At 36.9% G+C, this 18659-nt stretch carries 18 protein-coding genes, 1 pseudogene and 1 other annotated feature; of the genes and pseudogenes, 15 read left to right on the top strand and 4 right to left on the bottom strand.

Annotation, left to right across the window (positions count from 1 at the left end):
- Window positions 1-747 (bottom strand): annotated as a pseudogene (locus GZA11_RS12275) (IS3 family transposase); the annotation flags it as partial.
- A 252-nt stretch (window positions 748-999) separates the two neighbouring features.
- Here GZA11_RS12275 and GZA11_RS12270 point away from each other — a divergent pair.
- The 14 genes from GZA11_RS12270 to GZA11_RS12205 all read left to right on the top strand — a co-directional run bounded on the left by GZA11_RS12270 (window position 1000) and on the right by GZA11_RS12205 (window position 13447).
- Window positions 1000-2259 carry an ATP-binding protein gene (locus tag GZA11_RS12270; protein WP_163184029.1) on the top strand — a complete coding sequence of 420 codons (1260 nt, stop codon included), beginning with the start codon at window positions 1000-1002 and terminating at the stop codon, window positions 2257-2259.
- Window positions 2260-2421: 162 nt separating this feature from the next.
- Window positions 2422-3582 carry an HD-GYP domain-containing protein gene (locus GZA11_RS12265; RefSeq protein WP_163184027.1) on the top strand — a complete coding sequence of 387 codons (1161 nt, stop codon included), beginning with the start codon at window positions 2422-2424 and terminating at the stop codon, window positions 3580-3582.
- Between the two features lie 369 nt (window positions 3583-3951).
- Window positions 3952-5139 (top strand): zinc metalloprotease, encoded by a 1188-nt coding sequence (locus tag GZA11_RS12260; RefSeq protein WP_038539574.1) that lies wholly within the window; start codon window positions 3952-3954, stop codon window positions 5137-5139.
- 187 nt (window positions 5140-5326) lie between these two features.
- Window positions 5327-6421, top strand: coding sequence for a hypothetical protein (locus tag GZA11_RS12255; protein ID WP_374717940.1), 1095 nt, complete (start codon window positions 5327-5329; stop codon window positions 6419-6421).
- The gene (locus tag GZA11_RS12250) at window positions 6408-8597 is read left to right on the top strand and encodes a molybdopterin oxidoreductase family protein (protein ID WP_163184025.1); all 2190 of its coding nucleotides are present in this window, start codon (window positions 6408-6410) and stop codon (window positions 8595-8597) included. The genes GZA11_RS12255 and GZA11_RS12250 overlap by 14 nt, the downstream gene beginning before the upstream one ends.
- A 1-nt stretch (window position 8598) precedes the next feature.
- Complete coding sequence (locus GZA11_RS12245) at window positions 8599-9162, top strand: 4Fe-4S dicluster domain-containing protein (protein WP_038539580.1); 564 nt, start codon at window positions 8599-8601, stop codon at window positions 9160-9162.
- An 11-nt stretch (window positions 9163-9173) separates the two neighbouring features.
- Window positions 9174-9698, top strand: coding sequence for a Rieske 2Fe-2S domain-containing protein (locus GZA11_RS12240; RefSeq protein WP_163184023.1), 525 nt, complete (start codon window positions 9174-9176; stop codon window positions 9696-9698).
- Window positions 9688-9879: a hypothetical protein gene (locus GZA11_RS12235; protein ID WP_038539587.1), complete on the top strand. Its 192-nt coding sequence runs from the start codon at window positions 9688-9690 to the stop codon at window positions 9877-9879. Before GZA11_RS12240 ends, GZA11_RS12235 begins: the two co-directional genes overlap by 11 nt.
- Window positions 9872-10183 carry a hypothetical protein gene (locus GZA11_RS12230; protein ID WP_163184021.1) on the top strand — a complete coding sequence of 104 codons (312 nt, stop codon included), beginning with the start codon at window positions 9872-9874 and terminating at the stop codon, window positions 10181-10183. Before GZA11_RS12235 ends, GZA11_RS12230 begins: the two co-directional genes overlap by 8 nt.
- On the top strand, window positions 10170-10454 hold the full coding sequence (locus GZA11_RS12225; protein ID WP_038539594.1) for a hypothetical protein: 285 nt from the start codon (window positions 10170-10172) through the stop codon (window positions 10452-10454). Before GZA11_RS12230 ends, GZA11_RS12225 begins: the two co-directional genes overlap by 14 nt.
- A gap of 164 nt (window positions 10455-10618) precedes the next feature.
- The gene (locus GZA11_RS12220) at window positions 10619-11275 is read left to right on the top strand and encodes a sensor histidine kinase (protein ID WP_163184019.1); all 657 of its coding nucleotides are present in this window, start codon (window positions 10619-10621) and stop codon (window positions 11273-11275) included.
- 19 nt (window positions 11276-11294) lie between these two features.
- Complete coding sequence (locus GZA11_RS12215) at window positions 11295-11948, top strand: response regulator (protein ID WP_038539599.1); 654 nt, start codon at window positions 11295-11297, stop codon at window positions 11946-11948.
- 12 nt (window positions 11949-11960) lie between these two features.
- Window positions 11961-12410, top strand: a complete 450-nt coding sequence (locus GZA11_RS12210) for a GAF domain-containing protein (protein WP_038539602.1) — start codon at window positions 11961-11963, stop codon at window positions 12408-12410.
- Window positions 12407-13447 carry a sensor histidine kinase gene (locus GZA11_RS12205; protein ID WP_235925016.1) on the top strand — a complete coding sequence of 347 codons (1041 nt, stop codon included), beginning with the start codon at window positions 12407-12409 and terminating at the stop codon, window positions 13445-13447. The genes GZA11_RS12210 and GZA11_RS12205 overlap by 4 nt, the downstream gene beginning before the upstream one ends.
- A 372-nt stretch (window positions 13448-13819) precedes the next feature.
- Here GZA11_RS12205 and GZA11_RS12200 read toward each other — a convergent pair whose 3' ends face one another.
- The 3 genes from GZA11_RS12200 to brnQ all read right to left on the bottom strand — a co-directional run bounded on the left by GZA11_RS12200 (window position 13820) and on the right by brnQ (window position 17631).
- Complete coding sequence (locus GZA11_RS12200) at window positions 13820-14257, bottom strand: GNAT family N-acetyltransferase (protein ID WP_038539605.1); 438 nt, start codon at window positions 14255-14257, stop codon at window positions 13820-13822.
- Window positions 14258-14508: 251 nt separating this feature from the next.
- Entirely contained in the window at window positions 14509-16164 is a 1656-nt protein-coding gene (locus GZA11_RS12195) for a glutamine--tRNA ligase/YqeY domain fusion protein (protein ID WP_038539607.1), read from the bottom strand.
- A gap of 135 nt (window positions 16165-16299) precedes the next feature.
- The gene (gene brnQ, locus GZA11_RS12190) at window positions 16300-17631 is read right to left on the bottom strand and encodes a branched-chain amino acid transport system II carrier protein (protein WP_038539610.1); all 1332 of its coding nucleotides are present in this window, start codon (window positions 17629-17631) and stop codon (window positions 16300-16302) included.
- A 53-nt stretch (window positions 17632-17684) separates the two neighbouring features.
- Window positions 17685-17930, bottom strand: a binding site (T-box leader).
- A 148-nt stretch (window positions 17931-18078) separates the two neighbouring features.
- Here brnQ and GZA11_RS12185 point away from each other — a divergent pair.
- Window positions 18079-18393 carry a hypothetical protein gene (locus GZA11_RS12185; RefSeq protein ID WP_038539612.1) on the top strand — a complete coding sequence of 105 codons (315 nt, stop codon included), beginning with the start codon at window positions 18079-18081 and terminating at the stop codon, window positions 18391-18393.
- Window positions 18394-18659 lie beyond the last annotated feature (266 nt).

The following is an 18659-nucleotide window of genomic DNA, read 5'->3' as shown; positions in this document are numbered from 1 at the left end:
AGTAAGCAAACGTATCTCCAACACGTACATAGGTAATATCCGTTACGAGTTTTTGTAACGGAATCTCCGCACAGAATTCGCGGTTTAATACATTCGGAAATACCACAGATCCTCTAAGCCCGTAGAAAGGTCGTTTCTTCCGAATCACCGATTTTATACCTAGCTCCCTCATTAAACGTCGCACACGCTTATGATTGACAACGATTCCCTCCATGGATAATGCCCTTGTCATGCGTTTATATCCATAGTACGGATGTAACTTATGAATAGCTAAAATATGTTCTTTCAAAAAAAGGTCTTCTTCCAAACGTCTTGACATGTTCGAATGGTTCTTGCGCCACTTGTAGTATCCAGCCCTTGAAACCTCTGCAATTTTTAACAGCCATGACAGTGGGCGTCTATGTTTTTTTCGTAGTTCATCAATAATATGAAACCGATCAGCTTTCAGGACCACTCCTTCCCATGTAGATTTGGATTGCGCTTTTTTAAGTATTCGACCTGCGCCTTCAAATAAGCATTTTCCTCTTCTAAACTCGAAAAATGTTTACGATTCCATACTCCACGTTGATCTTTAAACGACTCGCCATTTCGAAATTTCTTTACCCATTCTGCAATCTGTGCATCACTCTTAATTCCAAAATGTTCACGAAGTTGTCGATAAGACCATCCCTCCTCCAATTTCAAACGAACGACTTCACGTTTAAGCTCTTCTGAATATGAGTTAAAGGTTTGTCCTTTTTTAGCCAAAAAAATCCCCTCCCAGGTAGATTCCTAAGAATATCATATCTAATGTCCTCTTTTTTTACTGTCTACCTGTAGGGGATAATACCATTTTAGGGTCTTTTTTTGTTATAGTACACAATATCAAAATTTGTCGAAAAAACTCGCCTAAATGAAATTTTTTAGTAAAAATCATGATTAAATAATGGTAGAATAGGGGAAGGGTTATTATGTTGATTTTTGAGGTTAGTTAAGGAATAGGTCAAAGGAGTTATATACATGAAATCTGAAAGTATCATCGGAAAGCTATTATTTGAAGAAAGAAGAGCTAATACTCTTTTTTTATGGCTATTTTATATATTATTTTTAGTCTTTGACCTGCTTTGGTATATTGTTTTACCTCGTTTTTCGAGGTTTGGTGATAAAGAATTTCTTCAAACTGGACTTGGTTATTGTGTATTTGTATTTATGTTTATTTTGTTAGTTTTTACCTATAAATTGAATAAAAATGGAAATCCATATAAAGTAAAATATATCTTATTTATTAGTTATATTTTGATTGATGTGACTGATAATGTGTTACGATATTTTGGAACAACTCTTCAGTTTGCTGCTGGAAATATTGTAGAGCTATTATTTGTTTTTATGTCACCAATTTTTGTAAATAAAAGGTACTTTTGGACTGTGTCCTTAGGTGTTATTGGAAAATATATATTATTAGGTATTATACTTCACACTGCTGATGTATTAGCACCTATTATTATTTTAAGTGTATTAGCAGCAATTGCTTTTATTCTATTAAAGAGATTTAATTCATACGTAAATTCATTAACTTCTGTTCATGAAGAACTTCGTCAAAAAGAAAGGCTTGCGATTATCGGCCAAATGTCTGCTGCTATAGGACATGAGATAAGAAATCCTATGGCTTCTTTAAAAGGCTTTATACAGTTGCAGAGAGAACAGTATCCGAATACAAATGATTATTATTCTATTATGATTCAGGAAATTGATCGAATTGATTCAATAATTGATGACTTATTGTATATCGGTAAACCACGAGTTATTCAATTTAACAAAGGGAATATAAAAGAAATTATTAACTATACAATATCCATTGCAAAACAACAAGATGAAGATAACAGGATTGTATTTGAAACTAAGATTGAGGATATAATTCCTGAAATTGATTGTGTCGAAAAACGGCTTAAGCAGGTACTAATCAATTTAATAAAAAATGCGATAGAGGCAATGCCTAAAGGCGGCAGAATAACTATTTCTGCTGGGGTTTTAGATCGTACAAAAGTTTGGTTGTCCATTGAGGATGAAGGAGATGGAATAAAAGAAGAAAATATTGCTAATATTAGCGTTCCTTTTTTTACAACAAAAAAAAATGGCACTGGCTTAGGACTGATGGTTTCTGAACAAATCATAAAAGATCATAATGGTAGTATCAAATTTGAGAGTACCGAGAAAAAAGGGACGAAAGTAATAGTTGAACTTCCGATTGTTCAGAACAACAAAAAATTATTCAGTAAATAACTGAAAATTTACAAAAACATTGTTACAAGGTTTATTTATTAATATATAATAATGAAGAAATAGTTAAAATAAGATAAATTTTAAAAAAACAATACAGGTAATTTTTCCTCTAGAATACCTAAATTTAGGAAAAAGGATATGATAAAACTTTTGGAGGATTTTATGATATCTTATGAAGAGAAGCAAACTATAAAATGGTTTCTAATATTTTTCTATATAATATTTATTGCATATGACTATTTTTTTTATTACCTTCTGCCAGTACATATACTTCATAGGGAGAATGAAGTATCATATGATTATTGGTATATTAATTATATAGTACTAGCAATATTGATACCTATTTCCTATTATTTATATAGAATAGGAAAATACTCATTAATTAAATTTGTTTTTTTTCTTGGATTCTTAGCTGCTACCTTGATTACAGATTTAATCACTTACTATGGCAGAGGAGAATCTTATACGAGTGGTAATATGGTCGAAGTGTTTTTGTTTTTATCATTGCCACTTTTTCTAAGTTTAAGTTACTACTGGTTAGTTAGCATAGGGATTGTTTTTAAGTATGTGTTTCTCGGTATAATATTGGATAATTCCTATGTTGTAATGCCTGGCATATTAACAATAATATTATCGATTATGTCATTCTTTTTATTAAGCCGTTTTCAGAGATATGTTAAAGCAATTAGCTTATCATACGATAAACAATTAGAAGGAATAGTAAAGGGAGTTATTGCAACTTTAGAATTAAAAGATCCTTATACGAGGGGACATAGTGAAAGGGTTGCTAATTATGCATTATTACTTGCTAAGGAAATAGGCAAGCTTACAAAGAAAGAACAAAAATCATTTTATTATGCTTGTTTGCTTCATGATATTGGGAAAGTGCATATACCCGATACTATTTTAATGAAGCCTGGCAAACTTACTAAAGAAGAGTATGAAATAATAAAATCACATCCAGTTGTCGGTGAGGAAGCTGTTAAAGATGTTGAAGGTATAAAAAATTATATTAGTGTTATACGTTCACACCATGAACGTTGGGATGGTAAAGGTTATCCAGATCAATTAAAAGGAACAGAGATTCCATTACTTGCGAGGGTAATAGCAATTGCGGATGCATTTGATGCCATGACTTCGTCAAGATCCTACAGAGCTGCATTGCCTGTTGATGAAGCATATAAACGAATAATTGAAGGAAAGGGTTCACAGTTTGACCCATTGCTAGTTGAATCATTTAAAAAAGTATATCCAGCATGGGTTGACTATCATTATAAATATCCTTGGAAAGAAAGGATTGTACTTAAGGAGGTGGAAGGATGAAAATCCGTAAGCTTAAAAAAGTTAAGACAACTTGCTGGTGGTGTGGCTATTTTGGAATCAGACCATGATAAATTATGGATGCTAGCATAAAGCTATGCATCCATGTTTTTTATTTATGGCTGTGATAAATGGAAATAGTTGATTATGTAAGAGCTGATTGGAGCATAAGGAGCTAAGTCTCCTAAAATGTAGGCACACATTCCTTCGTTTGTGGTGGATTCAGAGAAGTTGATTAAAGTCTTTTAATAGTACGGGTTTTAGTATTCCTATAACTGAATAAATGCTGCGGAGGCTATACTGAACTGTCTGGAGCATAAACCAACAACCTAGTAGCGCAGTCATATTTTTAATAGTAAATGGTGAAAAAAAATGAATCTTACATTAAACTCTAGTATTTCCATAGGTCCAATCAATATCCAAAAAGATAAAAAACATTTTATAGTAGAGGACAAGAATTCCGGTGAGTTTTATGAAATGCCGGAGATATGTATTGAAGCTATTCATTTAATGAATGATGGAATGGCATTAGGTGAGATTGAGCAGTTTCTTAAAGGAAAGTACCCTGATGAAGAGGTTGATCTTCTTGATTTTGCAAAACAATTGATGGAGCTGCAATTAATTGCTGAAATCGATGGGGTTAAAATAGATATTCATGAAAAAGGGAAGGAAGAACATGGATTTCAATGGGTTTCTCCTAAACTAGGAAAATTTTTCTTTAATCAAGTTTCATTGGTAGTGTATTCGATATTTTTCGTGGGAATTATTCTGATGTTTATTCTGGAGCCATCGTTGTTTCCACATTATAAAGATTTGTTTATTTTTCATTTATTGGCGTTTAATATTCCCGGATGGCTTATACTATCTTTTATCCTAGTAATGATTCACGAATTTGGACATATTTTAGCGGTAAGATCTTTTAACCTTCCAACGAAATTGGGGATTGGACACCGGTTATTCCTAGTTGTTCTCGAAACAGACATGTCGTCTGTTTGGAAGTTACCTTCAAAGGATCGGAATGTATTATTTTTAGCAGGGTTATGTTTTGATACAACGATTCTTTTCTTTGTTCTACTGGCTCAGTTAATTTTTGCTGATGGACCATTCATTTTCCTTGGTTTTCTTAAGCTCGCTGCATTGGATATATTTATTCGAATGATTTATCAATGCTGTTTTTATATGAAAACAGATATATATTATGTAATTGAAAATCTTACTGGCTGTTATAATCTAATGGAAAATGCAGAGCAGGTAATAAGAAACAAGCTACCATTTATTAAGAGTGTCCGCCAAAATGAAGTTGTATTTGATGAAGAAAAAAGAACGGTTCATATGTATGCATTATTTTACTTTGTTGGAGTGGGTCTGACACTACTCCTATTCTTCGGGTATTTTATTCCGCAAGTTGTAACGGCATTGACAACCATTGATCATTGTTTTTCCTATGGACCGTCATCCTATCATTTTTGGAATGCCGTTTTTTCTACGCTGCAATTACTCATTGGATTACTATTGCTTTTATATTCATTAAGAAAAAAATATATTTTAAAAAGGTTTTAGACTTGGAGTGTCTAGTAAGAATCCCTGCTTCTGTTTATTTGTGACAAAACTATGTCAAAATAAGAAATTCTAAGGGTTTTTTTCCCACAGGATGAGGGATTTCCCCGATATAGATAACACTTCCGTTTTTCTTACAATAAGGGTAAGAAAATGGAAGTGTTATTTTTTTAAGGAGGAAGAAGAGAAAATGCAGGCAACCAATAAAATGCAGATGAATTCTGCATCTACTAAAAAGAGCACCATCAACGATGCCTTTGCATCTAAGTTTGCCAAATCTATGTTTCTAACGGTTTTAGGTATTGCCATTTTAATGTTTATTGGTACAAGAATGTTTACCCATATTGACTTGAATCTTTATGGATATATGGTGGGAACAATCGTCTTCCTTGGAGGTTTCTTTTATCGATTTATTGCTTGGGGAGAAAGACCACCAACGAAAATTATTCTTAAAAAAGGTCTCAAGCTTGTTTTTAGTAAAAGAACAGCAAAAACAGCTGTCAGTCATTTGGCGATCTACGATTTCATTAAAAAACGTGGATTTTATCGATGGATGCAGCACGTACTGATTGGTTGGGGATGTATCCTTGCATGTTTAGTTACTTTCCCGCTTGTGTTTAGCTGGATGTATTTTACGATGGATGACAACGGTTACTACACTGTCGTTGTGATGGGAATGGATTTATTGCAGATTAAGGCTGACGGAATCATTGCCTGGTTCTCATACAATGCCTTAAACATTTCTGCCATCATGGTCATTGCTGGTGTTTGCATGGCATTGTATCGCCGTGCGAAAAACATGCAAGCAAGAGCCGAACAAAAATTTATTTACGATTTAATGCCACTATATTTATTACTTTTTATTTCTATAACTGGACTTTTACTAACGATTCAAAACGTATTTTTACATGGCTGGATGCAGCCGCAGATGTCGCTGATCCACCAGTTTTCAGTCATCCTAACTTTAATCTATTTACCTTTTGGTAAACTGGCACATATTCCGTTCCGTCCAATGAGCGTATTGGCCAGAAACTATCGTGAACATTATGGAGAGCAAAAAATGAAGGCATGTAAAGTGTGCGGCGATCACTTTGTCTCTGTTGAACAATCAAACGATGTCATTAATGTACTTGGAGTCAATCATATCGAATTTAACATGGAAGACGGCTTCAATCTTGCTGAACTGTGCCTTCCATGCCGTAGAAAATACCGGATTTCCCGTTTCTCAGGAGTTCCTACACATCAAGTGAAGGTTAAGGAGGCAAACCAGAATGCAAGAGGTTAATGTAAAACCGAAGAGAGATCAATTTTTTAAAGAAATCGAAAATGTACATCATCCTAATGAAAAGCTCGTAAAAACACATTGTAGTTATTGCGGGATGCAGTGTGGGATGAATTTGCGGGTGGATACAAGAACAAACAAAATTATTGGGGTCGAACCTCGATATGACTGGCCTGTAACAGTTGGAAAAATGTGTCCAAAAGGGGTTACCGCATATCAACAAACGAATCACCCAGATCGAATTTTACGACCATTAATCAGGGACGATGCATCATTAAAAGGGACAAAAGAAGGATTCCGTGAAGCCACCTGGGATGAAGCCTATGATCTAATCGTTAAAAGATTCACCGAGCTTCAAGAAAAGTACGGAAAAGATACACTCTCAGTATTCAGTGGTGTATCCATGACAAATGAAAAATGTTATTTAACAGGAAAATTTGCTCGTGTGGCATTAGGAACGCGTTATATCGACTATAATGGACGATTCTGTATGTCAAGTGCAGCTGGAGGGTTCCTTCGTTCATTCGGTATTGACCGAGGTTCTACACTGCCATGGACAGATATTCACGAAACTGATTGCTTATTTATTGCGGGGAGCAACACCGCAGAATGTCACCCAACTTCCATGTTCCGCGTGTGGAATGTCCAAGAACGTGGCGGCTACCTAATTGTTGCTGACCCTCGTGAAACCCCAATTGCTAGAAGAGCCGATATACACTTAGATTTAAGGCCAGGAACAGACTTGGCGTTAGCAAACGGTATTTTAAATCTATTAATTCAAAATGGTTATGTAGACGAAGAATTTGTGAAAAATCATACAAATGGATTTGAAGAAACAAAAGAATTGGTGAAAGAATTTACACCAGAATATACAAGTGAAATTACTGGAATTGCTCCAGAAAAAATTATTAGAGCGGCTGAAATTTACGGAAAAGCCCCGAATGCTGTTGTTATGTTTGCACGTGGGGTTGAGCAGCAGCACAAAGGTGTAGATAATGTGTCGGCTTATACGAATCTGGCATTAGTTACTGGTAAAATTGGCCGTCCGAAATCAGGTGTTGCTACATTCACTGGTCAAGGTAACGGTCAAGGAGGACGTGAGCATGGTCAAAAATCCGACTTGCTACCAGGCTATCGAAAAATCACGAATCCAAAACATGTGGAAGAAGTTTGTAAAGTTTGGGGGATAACTCCTGAAGAAATGCCACAGGCGGGTGTTTCAGCCTATGAAATGTTTGAATTAATGGAGCAAAAAACGATCCGCGGATTATACTTGCTTTGCTCGAATCCAGCCGTATCTGCTCCGAATCAGAATTTTGTCCGTAAGGCTTTAAAAAGCTTGGATTTCATGGTATGCGCTGATTTCTATTTATCCGAATCAGCAGAATTTGCGGATGTAATCCTTCCATCTGTCACCTGGTCAGAAGACGAAGGAACCGTTACGAATCTGGAAGGACGTATCATTAAGATTAACAAAGCGCAGGAGCCACTTGGAGAATCAAAACCGGATTGGTTGATGCAAGTGGAACTAGCTGAACGCCTAGGTAAAGGCAAATATTTCTCTCATTTAAAAACAGCTAAAGATGTAGCGGAGGAATTTCGTTTAGCTTCCAAAGGTGGATATGCAGATTATTACGGAGCTACTTGGGAAAAGATTGAAAAGCAAGATGGTGTGTTTTGGCCTTGCCGTGATGAAAATGATCCTGGAACACCGCATATGTTCTTGGATAAAAAATTCTATCATCCGGATGGAAAAGCCAAAATTTGTGCCTTGCCATATCGTCCACCAGCAGAAGAGCCGGACGCTGAATATCCTTTGCGTTTAACAACAGGACGTGTAGTTTTCCACTATCTTTCAGGTAACCAAACTCGCCGGATTCAATTCCTTCGCGATATGTGTCCAGAACCATATGTAGAGGTTCACCCTGAAACAGCAGCGAAATATAACATTGAACATGAAGAAGTAGTCCGTCTATATACGCGAAGAGGAGAAGCCAAATATAAAGTAAAAATTACTGAAGCGATCCGAAAAGATACCGTCTTTGTTCCGTACCATTTTGGACATGAGGAATCTATTAATCTATTAACTAACGCTGCATTGGATCCAATTTCACGGATGCCGGAATTTAAGGCATGTGCCGCACAGATCGAGAAATTATCAATGAAGAAGGTGCAATAAAGTGGTAAAAAAGAGGTTATATCTTGAACTTGAAAACTGTATCGGATGCCGCTCCTGTTTGGCTGCCTGTACACAGTGTGGCGGCCATGAACAACGGAACCGCAATTATGTTTACGATGTGAACCCGCTTGTCAATCGTCAAACCATGCCGTTAATGTGCCTTCACTGTGTCAATCCGGCATGTGCCAGAAGTTGTCCAGCTCAGGCGATTCAAATACATGAAACAGGAGCCGTTCTTTCCGCTCTCGTGGAAAAATGTATTGGCTGCCAAAACTGTACCATTGCTTGTCCATACGGAATACCTAAGTTTGATACAGAACAGAATTTAATGTATAAGTGTGATCTATGTATTGACCGTACAAAAGATGGCATTCCGCCAATGTGTGCAAGCGTATGTCCATCTAACACACTTCAATGGTTGACTGATGAAGAAATTGAAGCGAAACAAAAGCAATTTAACCTTGATAACGGAAAATGGGTTACAAGCATGCCTTATTTGGAAGGCGAGACAAATGTCCGAGTGAATCTCCCTGGAATCCTGCAGGGCGTCACAAAATTGTTCTAGGAGGGATTACCATGAGCGATAAAAATAATAAAATCCCGTTTAATGAAGATAACTATACTCACAATATAAATAGAAATAATGAAAGAAAACTGGACCGCCGCGGCTTTATGAAAACATTAGTCGGAGCTGCGGGTGTGTTCGCAGTTTCTTCTCTTCCTTGGGGAGCAATTGCAGCAAAGGAGCTCTCTGGTTTAAGTGATAAAAAGTATCCAAAGAAAAAAATCGCTGACCTAAAGTCAGTGGCAATTGGTGACGCTGTTGACTTTCATTTCCCAGGAGAACATGACAGTGCGATTCTTATCAGGCTTTCAGAAAAGAAATTTGTTGCCTATCAAAACGCATGTACACATTTACGCTGCCCTGTTTTCTGGGAAAAAGATAAAGGTGAAATGATATGTCCTTGCCATCACGGCAAATTCGATGTGGAAACAGGTGCTCCAACAGCGGGACCTCCAAGACGTCCGTTGCCGGAGATCCATGTCAAAGTGGAAAACGGAGCTGTTTATGCCGTGGGGGTGAAACGTTATGAAGCGTAGCTATGTACCTGTGGCTCTTCTTCTTGCTGTTTTAATGTTGAATATCATTTCGACTCAGTATATGGTTCATCAGTATTTTTACCAAAATTATATGAACACTATCATTGCAGCAGTGGTCAATGTCATATTATTTCCTGTTGCCTTCCTCATCTATAAAAAAGGTGTGAATGTCAATGACTAGCGAAACCTATATTGACTTTTGTTTTATACGTCAAGAGTCAGGAGGATTCGCAGCAGAAATAGATGAATTGTTAACCAATCTTTTCTCCAAAAAGCGCTTGAACTGGTATTTGGAAGAAAAGAAGATGGAAGGAGCAGAAATGGTGATCGCTGAAATTAAAGGAATGAGCGATTGGCATTCAGAAGAAGAAACGATACAGTTCCTTGAAGAACGTGCAGGAGAGAAATTTTGGGAATATCTTCAAGGCTACAAAATGTTCATCTATCCAGTCAAGAGAGGATGTAATAGCTGTGGGGTTCATTAATGTAGAAGAGTTGAAGGAACAATTTATTGGTGCCCCGGTAGAAATTCAAATAACTGACCAAGAAGGTGGGGAACAAGCTCCGATAGTGAAGAAAATGGTCAAAAAAATTCAGCCATGTCCGGACCGTACCCATCTTCGTTTTTATTTCGATGAAAGAAATTTTTTAGCTGTACCATTCTCCAGTCATGTGAGTGAGTCTGATGGACAGTGGTCGGCGATTGATTCAAATAGTGGTTTAACTTATACAATTAAAAAGGTTCAGGTCTTTTAAGAACCTGCCTTTTTTTTATATAGATCTGTTAATAAGTTTCGTTGATTTTTATATGTGTTGATGGGACGAAGCTTAATCGAAAACCCGATTGCATTTCCATGGAATCAACAGCCTAGTGAAACACAGTCTTTTATAATAATATTAGTAAAGGGGGGAGATTAGAAATGGATTTATTAAAAACAAAGCAGCAGATCAGCTCCTATATCATTGATTCACAGGAAGAGGAAATTAAACGAATCTCGTTAGAACTGCATGAAGGTGTCGGTCAAAATCTATATAGTATTCTAACAGGATTGCAGTTTGTAGAATCAAGTACGGCAGAGCCACATATGAAAAATTATTTACGTGAAATGTCGTTGCTGATTAAAAAAACGATTCAAGAAATCAGGCTGCTTTCAGTTGAATTACATCCACCTGCTCTTACCACCCTTGGATTATTGCCTGCAATTAAAAGCTATATTAACTGTTATACATCGACCTTTGGCATTGTCGTTGAAATTGAATCTGAAGGCCCAGAAAGATTGATTCCTGAGAAAAATAGTATTGCTGTATTTAGGGTTTGCCAAGAAGCGTTGGCGAATATTGCTAAATACGCGGACACCTCACACGTGAAAATGAATTTTATTTGGACGGAGAATGAATTAACGATTGCCATACATGATTTTGGAAAGGGGTTTCAGCCGGAGGAACAAAATGATTCCATGCGACTCTCAGGACTTGCAGCAATGAAGGAAAGAATGCTTCTAATTGGCGGGCAATGCAAAATATCTTCAAAACTAGGAGAAGGAACATCTATAGAAATTTCTCTTCCACTAAAATAAATCAAAGGAGAGGTCATTTTTGATTAAAATCCTTTTGGTTGATGATCATGCTGTTGTAAGAAGCGGCTTAAAAATGCTTTTAAACACAAACCCAGAAATGGAAGTTGTTGGGGAAGCATCAGAAGGAGAGGAAGGCATTAAAAAAGCAATGAAGCTGAAGCCAGATGTGGTTGTCATGGATCTAAGCATGCCCCACGGTAAAGATGGACTATCAGCAACAATGGAATTAAAAAAGCTAATGCCAGAGGTTAATATTCTCATTTTAACGATGCATGATGATGAAGAATATCTCTTCCGTGCGATACAAGGAGGAGCCTCCGGTTGTATATTAAAAAGTGCTCCGCATAATGAATTAATGTCGGCGATTGAATCGGTTGCTAAGGGAGATGCCTATTTGCATCCATCCGCTCAGAAGCGATTAATGGAAGAATATTTAGCTGGTGTTAAACAAGACGGAAATGATACGTATAATCTTTTGTCTGAACGTGAAAAAGAAGTATTAACCCTTATTGCAAAAGGGTATTCAAACAAGGAAATTGCGGAAAAACTCGTCATTAGTGTAAAAACGGTGGAGACGCATAAAAGTAAGGTAATGGAGAAACTTCAGTTAAAGACTCGTCCAGAGCTAGTAGAGTATGCTGTCAAAAAGGGATTACTAGGATATAGTATTTGAGGGGAAGGATTTATGTCAGAGATAAAGGAACTGCAGGCAGTCAGGAAAGTATGTGATCAATTGAAAGAGACGATCGCATGTGATTTTGTTGGACTCGCTATACAAAACCAAACAGGCCCGGATGTCAGGTGGCATTATGCCTCGGGTAACCTTAATGATAAATATAAAAGAATTACGGTTCGTTTCGGAAAAGGGGTTGCAGGAAAAATTATTTCTAGCGGCACCCCAATGATGATAACTGACTTTCCCCAAGGTATTGTAGGGAAAGTGACTGATTATCCGATTATGCTAGCTGAAAAACTTGTCTCTACTTATGCGGTTCCTTTATTTTTTAATGCGGTTCCCAAAGGGGTACTACTTGTCGGAAAGAGAGTAAAATACATCTTTTCGGCGCAGGAGCAGGAAAAAGTCTTCAAATCCTCTTTAGACTTGGAACAAATGCTAAAGGAGCATATTTTATGATGCGGGAGTTGGAAAAGGACAAGGAATTAAAGCAAGCAGTAAGTGAACTATTAGACTATAAATTTGCACTTGATGCTTCATCTATTGTAGCGATTACAAATGCTAGAGGAATTATTACTTATGTGAATGATCAATTTTGTTTGATCTCCAAATATTCAAGGGAAGAACTGATTGGACAAGACCACCGGATTGTTAATTCGGGTTACCATTCAAAAGAATTCTTTCGTGACATGTGGCGGACGATTGGATCTGGTAGTGTTTGGAAGGGGGAAATTTGCAATCAAGCGAAGGACGGAACCTATTATTGGGTAGATACCACAATTGTTCCATTTCTTGATCAGAACGGAAAACCTTATCAATATTTAGCCATTCGTTATGAAATTACTAAAAGAAAACGGGCCGAACAAGAGTTGCAAAAAATGATGACGCGTATCATTGATGTTCAAGAGGAAGAGCGCAAACGTTTGTCACGAAACCTGCATGATGGAATTGGCCAGGATTTATACAGCCATTTGATCACGATCAATCGGTTGCTTTCGGAAATGAACCACCCCTTGTTACACCAAATGCAGAAGGAAGCAATGGGACTTATTGAAGAAATTCGAAAAATCTCATGGGAGCTTCGTCCGTCTGTTCTCGATGACCTTGGATTGGTACCGGCCATTCGTTCGTATCTCACAAGGTACTCCGACCATTATAATATTGATGTTTATTTTGATTGTGCTTTAAATAAACGTCTTGATATCAGTATAGAACTGACCATTTACCGAATTATCCAGGAAGCATTAACAAATATTTGGAAATATGCCGACGTAACCGAAGCCAGTGTAACGGTTAGGGAAATGGATGACGTGGTCCGAGTAATGATTGAGGATAAAGGAAAGGGATTTGATCCAGAATCCCATACAACCGGTGTTGGTCTATTTAGCATGGATGAACGGGCTCGTTCGGTTGGCGGGAACTTGACGGTAAATAGTTCTCCTGGAGAAGGTACGAGGATTATATTAGAGGTACCGATTAATAAACAATCAGACTAAAACCAAGCTTGCCTTGGTTTTTTTTATTGGGTAAGAAAGCTATTTTCGAATTCGAGAACGGTTTGGCAACATAATACCTACTGGATATTATCTAAACGATTCATCAAAATGATAAAGGATTTATTAAGAGGGGTGTGAGAAAAAATTTTTCAAAGGTGGGATAACGAATTAATTCAAGGAGTCAGGAGAGCCAAAAGATCTTTATAAACGAGATGAAAAACTTTTTCAAGTGAGCGTTAGCTAATCATTTTTTTAAGATAGGCTCTGTTTATGTTTAATGTTGATTTTTTCAATAAAATGTTAGGGAACCATCTTTTGGTTCCCCAATTCTCAATAAACCAGTCTATTAGATATTCAATAAAGATGTTTGTTTTATATGTTCATACTCATTGTAATGGTTCTATTTTTGAATCCTAATTTTTCGTACAGTTTAATCGCTTGATTTCCTGCATATACACTTAAGCGAACCTCTGAATATCCATCTTGTTTAAGATGTTCGATACCAGTTTCCATCAATTGTTTTGAAATTCCATTTCCCCTAAATTCCTCTAACACAAACAATTCATAAATAAATCCATATACCTTTTCAGTAAATGGGTCTTTACTTGTTCCTATAAGAATCCAACCTATTAGATTATCGCCTTCAGTTGCTATCAAATAATAGCTTCCTTCCTGTAATAATAGTTCAATAAGTTGTTTGACTTTTTCATCTGACAGTTTTGCTTCGCCTAATGTACCTTCGAATAATGCTTGTGGTGAAAGTGATAAAACCTTTTTATATTCCGAATCGTTTGGTTTTCTAATTTCCATAAATTGAGTTCTCCCCTCCCAGTATTTATAAGCCGATTGCCCGTTAACGACCTTTTTAAGTACTGAACTTAGATAGATGGAGACTTTCAAAAGTTTCTGTCATTTCAAATACAAATTCCTTTGTTCTAATTGTAATTTATAGCAAGAACTTGGTTGGGTTTCAAATATCAACAATGTTCTTTAACAGAGCCTAAAGATAAAAAAACGGACCTAATAGGCCCGTTTGCAACAGATATATGTTTCGATAGTAATTATAATTTAAACGAACTCTTTAATGAAACAATCCGATTAAAGACTAGCTTATCGACCGTCGTATGTTTTGGGTCGACGTTGAAATAGCCGTGACGGAAGAATTGGAATTTATCATGTGGCATACTTTCTTTCATATTCGGTTCAACAAATCCTTGCAGCACTTCGAGTGAATGAGGGTTGATCATATCAAGGAAGGATTTTTCCTCATCCTGATCATCTGCGGATTCATCAAGAATTAATGGCTCATAGAGTCGGAATTCAGCCGGTACGGCATGAGTAGCTTCCACCCAATGGATTGTTCCTTTTACTTTTCTTCCGGTAAAACCAGTGCCGCTCTTGGTTTCTGGATCATACGTACAACGGAGCTCGATAACATTGCCATCTGCATCCTTAATGACTTCTTCACATTTAATAAAATAAGCATGCTTCAAGCGGACTTCGTTACCAGGGAAGAGACGGAAATATTTTTTCGGAGGATTTTCCATAAAGTCATCCCGTTCAATATAAATTTCACGGGAAAATGGAATTTTCCGTACCCCCATTTCCGGATTTTCCGGGTTATTTTCAGCATCTAGCAATTCGATCTGACCTTCTGGGTAATTCGTAATGACGACTTTTAATGGATTAATAACTCCCATTGTTCGAGGTGCTTTTAGTTTTAAATCCTCACGGACAAAATGTTCGAGCATTTGAACATCAACCGTCGCATTGTGCTTGGTAACAGCCGTTTCTTGAATAAAATTACGAATGGATTCTGGGGTAAATCCTCTGCGTCTCATACCGGAAATAGTCGGCATCCGCGGATCATCCCAACCATCAACAATCTTCTCATCGACTAATTGTTTAAGCTTTCGTTTGCTTGTTACCGTATTGGTTAAATTCAAACGGCCAAATTCAATTTGCTGTGGTTTATTTTCCATTTCACAATGTTCAATTACCCAATTATAGAAAGGACGTTGGTCCTCAAATTCAATCGTACAAATGGAGTGAGTAACTCCTTCGATCGCATCCTCGAGCGGATGGGCAAAAGTATACATTGGATAAATGCACCATTTATCTCCAGTGTTATGATGAGTAGTATGTGAAATTCGGTAAATAACAGGGTCGCGTAGATTAATATTTGGTGAAGCCATATCAATTTTGGCTCGAAGTACTTTTTCACCATTGCCGAACTCTCCAGCTCTCATCCGTTCAAATAAATCAAGATTCTCTTCAACGGTCCGGTCACGGTAAGGGCTATTTTTACCAGGCTCAGTTAATGTACCGCGGTATTCACGGATTTCATCAGCACTTAAATCATCTACATAAGCAAGGCCTTTTTTAATTAACAATACCGCTCTCCTGTACATTTCCTCGAAATAATCAGAGGCAAAGCACAGATTGTCCCATTCATAGCCAAGCCATTTTACATCTTCTTTAATCGAATTTACATATTCGATATCTTCTTTTAATGGATTCGTGTCATCAAAGCGAAGATTCGTCTCTCCATTAAATTCATCCGCTAAACTAAAATTAAGAACGATGGATTTAGCATGGCCGATATGTAAATAACCGTTTGGTTCCGGAGGGAAGCGAGTAATAATTTTATTATGCTTACCCGACTCTAAATCTTTTATCATAATATCTTTAATAAAATTAGATGTATGATTCTCCACCTATTTCAACCTCTTTCATCTTAGCTACTACTTATTCATAACATAAATATTAATATTTTTCCATGCTTGTCAGCATTTCATTCGAAAAATCAAGTAAAAAACCAGTGGATTCTATTGTCCACTGGCAGTAAATAATTACGAGACTTTTTCCAACCCACCTTCATTAAGTGCTGCAGGTGTTTGAGTCACTCTGTCCCAAATAAATCCTGCCAAAGCACCAGCAACCGCAGGGACTACCCAGCCAAGGCCGAGATCAGCAAATGGCAGATTGTCCATCCATGATTCTAAGAAGCCAAACTGAAGGCCGAACATTTTTAATCCATCATAAAGGCTGACAATTCCTGTTAGGAGCATAGCTCCAGCATATACCTTTTGCGAGAATCGCTGAAACATAGCTAGTGAAACAAGAACGATCGTTAATGGATAAGCCATGACAAGGAATGGCACAGAAATGGTGATAATTTGGTTTAATCCGAGATTAGCAATCAAAAAGCTAGCTAAAGTGACAATGGTGACAACCGTGTGATAATTGAATTTTGGGTGCATTTTTGAAAAATATTGGCCACAGGCGATGGTCAGCCCGACACAGGTTGTAAAGCAAGCTAATGTAAAGATAAAACCTAATAACATTTTTCCTCCATTTCCTAATAAAATCATGGCTGCAGAAGCAAGTAGATCCGTTCCATTTTCAAATTGGCCATAGGCACCCATTTGTGCTCCTACCAAGCCAATTCCTGCATATACAAGGGCAAGGGCTGCACCTGCCACAAAAGCGGCTTTTACGGTATATGCAGTCAATTGTTTTTGATCAGTTACCCCTTTTTGTTGAATTGTTGTTAAAATAACAATGCCAAATGCTAGTGCGGCTAAGGCATCCATAGTGGAATACCCATCAATAAAACCTTTAAAGAAAGAAGCCGTTTGATACGTTTCATTTGGTGCCTGTAAAGGTTTGTCCAATTTGAAAAAGGCAACGACACAAACAGTAACAATGGATAGTAATAAGGCTGGGGTAATGATGTGCCCCATATAATTAACCACTTTTGAAGGGTTTAAGCTTAACAATAATACTAACAAGAAAAATACAGCTGAGAAACCAAGCAATAATAAAGGCTGATGGATTGTATCGTTTTCTAAAAACGGTCGAACTCCCATTTCAAAAGCCACGTTTGCATTTCGCGGAATCCCAAAGAATGGTCCAATGGATAAATAGACCATAATGGTAAAAGCTGCTCCAAACCAAGGATGAACTTTATTTCCAAGGGCATTGCCCCCATCTTTTACGATGGCAATTGCTGAAATAACTAATAGAGGCAGTCCCACGCCTGTTATAATAAATCCAATGATCGCTGGCCAAAACGACGTCCCAGCTCCCATTCCTAAAAATGGTGGAAAAATTAAGTTTCCGGCACCAAAAAACATGGAAAATAGCATTAATCCAACAAAAAATGTGTCTTTTTTAGTCATTGTTCTCTCTCCTTTTCTCACCCTTTTTAGAAATACAAAAAAGCTCGTCCCCATATAGGGACGAGCTTGCTCGCGTTACCACCCTACTTCCGCAAATTAATAATGAATTGCGGCTCTCATCAACGTACCATCATACGCGTCCTAGATTAACGGCAGGCAGTCCGGCTAAGGCTTACTGAGTGAGTTCAGCCTAGCATCTCAGAGATGATTTTCACTTGTGTCCTGACACCGGCTTTCACCAACCGCCGGCTCTCTGTAGTGCAAGAATAACAAGCTACTCTTCTCGTCATCGATTTTTGTTTTTTCTAAAAAATTGGAATTTAAAAATTTATAATAATTATACTATACTATAATTGTTTTTCAAGTGTTTTTTTTTAAAAGGCTCTAATTTATTTAAATGAGTACAAGAATTTGGTAAAGTGGTATTGTAATGTTGGGAGTTAGATTATGATTGTTAAGGTCAGATTTGAATATGAAGAGGATATAGATTATATGGTTTGTCCTGCAAAAGTAGGAAGAAATATTAATCAATTACAAAAGGATTTTTTTAAATGGTTATATAACAGAGAAAACAATCATCCTTATTGGGAAGTTGTTGAAGAAGATGAAGAAGGAAATATTACCTATGGTGTTTGTTATGGCACAGATGCTTTTATTTATTGGCTAAATAAAGTGAGATTTACTAAAGGCAAAAGTGTTGCAAGGGTAATAGAAGTTCCAAAGGTTCCACCTAAAAAAAACAATTACGTTCTAATAAATTAGGGAAACTTTCAATTAGTCGAAGTTTCCCCATATTATTTATATAAAATCAACAATAAAGATGAACAGAGACTAAATAAAATAATGTAATCATTTATGAATTTGTCATGACATAAGTTAGCTAACATTGGTATTTGCTCATATCTCCAATGAACGGTGCATATTCCAGAAAACTCAAGAAAAAAGGGGCTGTCTAAAAAGTCCATTTAAGAGAAAAATGAACCCAAATTAAAAACCCAAGAATGTTGATTTAACAGCATTCTTGGGTT

Origin of the sequence: Neobacillus sedimentimangrovi, from assembly GCF_010614825.1 — a bacterium.
In the GTDB taxonomy this organism is placed as follows: domain Bacteria; phylum Bacillota; class Bacilli; order Bacillales; family Cytobacillaceae; genus Neobacillus; species Neobacillus thermocopriae.
Note: the sequence above shows the minus strand (reverse complement) of the source record. Positions and strands in the feature narration are given on the sequence as shown.

What these genes read in the sequence shown, in the direction of transcription:
- GZA11_RS12200 (WP_038539605.1), bottom strand. Translation starts at nt 14,257, where the DNA reads ATGGAAATTAGAAAACCAAACGATTCGGAATATAAAAAGGTTTTATCA.
- GZA11_RS12265 (WP_163184027.1), top strand. Translation starts at nt 2,422, where the DNA reads ATGATATCTTATGAAGAGAAGCAAACTATAAAATGGTTTCTAATATTT.
- GZA11_RS12220 (WP_163184019.1), top strand. Translation starts at nt 10,619, where the DNA reads ATGGATTTATTAAAAACAAAGCAGCAGATCAGCTCCTATATCATTGAT.
- GZA11_RS12240 (WP_163184023.1), top strand. Translation starts at nt 9,174, where the DNA reads ATGAGCGATAAAAATAATAAAATCCCGTTTAATGAAGATAACTATACT.
- GZA11_RS12255 (WP_374717940.1), top strand. Translation starts at nt 5,327, where the DNA reads ATGCAGGCAACCAATAAAATGCAGATGAATTCTGCATCTACTAAAAAG.
- brnQ (WP_038539610.1), bottom strand. Translation starts at nt 17,631, where the DNA reads ATGACTAAAAAAGACACATTTTTTGTTGGATTAATGCTATTTTCCATG.
- GZA11_RS12235 (WP_038539587.1), top strand. Translation starts at nt 9,688, where the DNA reads ATGAAGCGTAGCTATGTACCTGTGGCTCTTCTTCTTGCTGTTTTAATG.
- GZA11_RS12230 (WP_163184021.1), top strand. Translation starts at nt 9,872, where the DNA reads ATGACTAGCGAAACCTATATTGACTTTTGTTTTATACGTCAAGAGTCA.
- GZA11_RS12185 (WP_038539612.1), top strand. Translation starts at nt 18,079, where the DNA reads ATGATTGTTAAGGTCAGATTTGAATATGAAGAGGATATAGATTATATG.
- GZA11_RS12270 (WP_163184029.1), top strand. Translation starts at nt 1,000, where the DNA reads ATGAAATCTGAAAGTATCATCGGAAAGCTATTATTTGAAGAAAGAAGA.
- GZA11_RS12260 (WP_038539574.1), top strand. Translation starts at nt 3,952, where the DNA reads ATGAATCTTACATTAAACTCTAGTATTTCCATAGGTCCAATCAATATC.
- GZA11_RS12205 (WP_235925016.1), top strand. Translation starts at nt 12,407, where the DNA reads ATGATGCGGGAGTTGGAAAAGGACAAGGAATTAAAGCAAGCAGTAAGT.
- GZA11_RS12210 (WP_038539602.1), top strand. Translation starts at nt 11,961, where the DNA reads ATGTCAGAGATAAAGGAACTGCAGGCAGTCAGGAAAGTATGTGATCAA.
- GZA11_RS12250 (WP_163184025.1), top strand. Translation starts at nt 6,408, where the DNA reads ATGCAAGAGGTTAATGTAAAACCGAAGAGAGATCAATTTTTTAAAGAA.